Source organism: Halomicrococcus pelagicus (genome assembly GCF_050954125.1).
On record NZ_JBPBWC010000050.1, the window covers coordinates 1 to 778 of the forward strand.

The following is a 778-nucleotide window of genomic DNA, read 5'->3' on the forward strand; positions in this document are numbered from 1 at the left end:
AGTAAACTACCCCACCCTACTCACTCACGGCTTTGCCGTTCGCTTCGTTGAGGGTGGGGCTTTCGCGTGGACTCCCGTTCTGGCCGCCGTCGGCGGCAGGCTCGTACTCGCCATTCACGTTCAACGTCCCGCGATTCAAGCGCACGTTTACGGGTGCGCCTCCGCCCGACGACGTTTGCGCCGAGCGGAGATGCTTCAGACCGATGTTCTTCGCCGCGTTGTAGTCCGCGTGGGGTGAGTAGTCGCACTTCAGGCACTCGAATACGTCCTGCCCATCAGAGGTCGGACGGTTGTCCTCATGGGTGAACCCGCACTTGGAACACCGTTGGGAGGTGTACGCGGGACTCACCTGTGCGACCGAAACGCCGACCACCTCGGCTTTGTACTCGACATACTCGAATAGCCGTCGGAACGCCCACGCGTGGAACTTCTTGGCGCGAGGCATCCGCTCACGAATCCCCGTCAGGTTCTCGAACGCAATCACGTCACAGTCGTTCTCGACGGCTTCCGCGACGAGTTCTTTCGAGACGGTGTGTAAGAAGTGGTCGTAGCGGCCCGTCTCGGTGCGTCCGACCGACTGGATGGTTTCGTGGGCCGCCCGCGTGCCACGCTGTTGGAGCGACCCACGCCGCTTCTCGAATTCACGATGCCAATGGTTCAACTCCGACCCGTTCCAGAACGTACCTGTGGACGTGACGGCGACGTTTTCGATGCCGAGGTCAACGCCGAGGACTGTGCTGTGCCCGTCGTTGCCGTCGTCGGCAGTCTCGGACTCCAC

The 778-nt window shown here is 61.8% G+C and carries 1 protein-coding gene; it reads right to left on the reverse strand.

What is annotated here, in order from left to right; genetic code table 11:
- Positions 1–16: 16 nt before the first annotated feature.
- On the reverse strand, positions 17–778 hold a 762-nt coding region (locus ACRYA2_RS26580), incomplete at its 5' end, for an RNA-guided endonuclease InsQ/TnpB family protein (protein ID WP_433634820.1).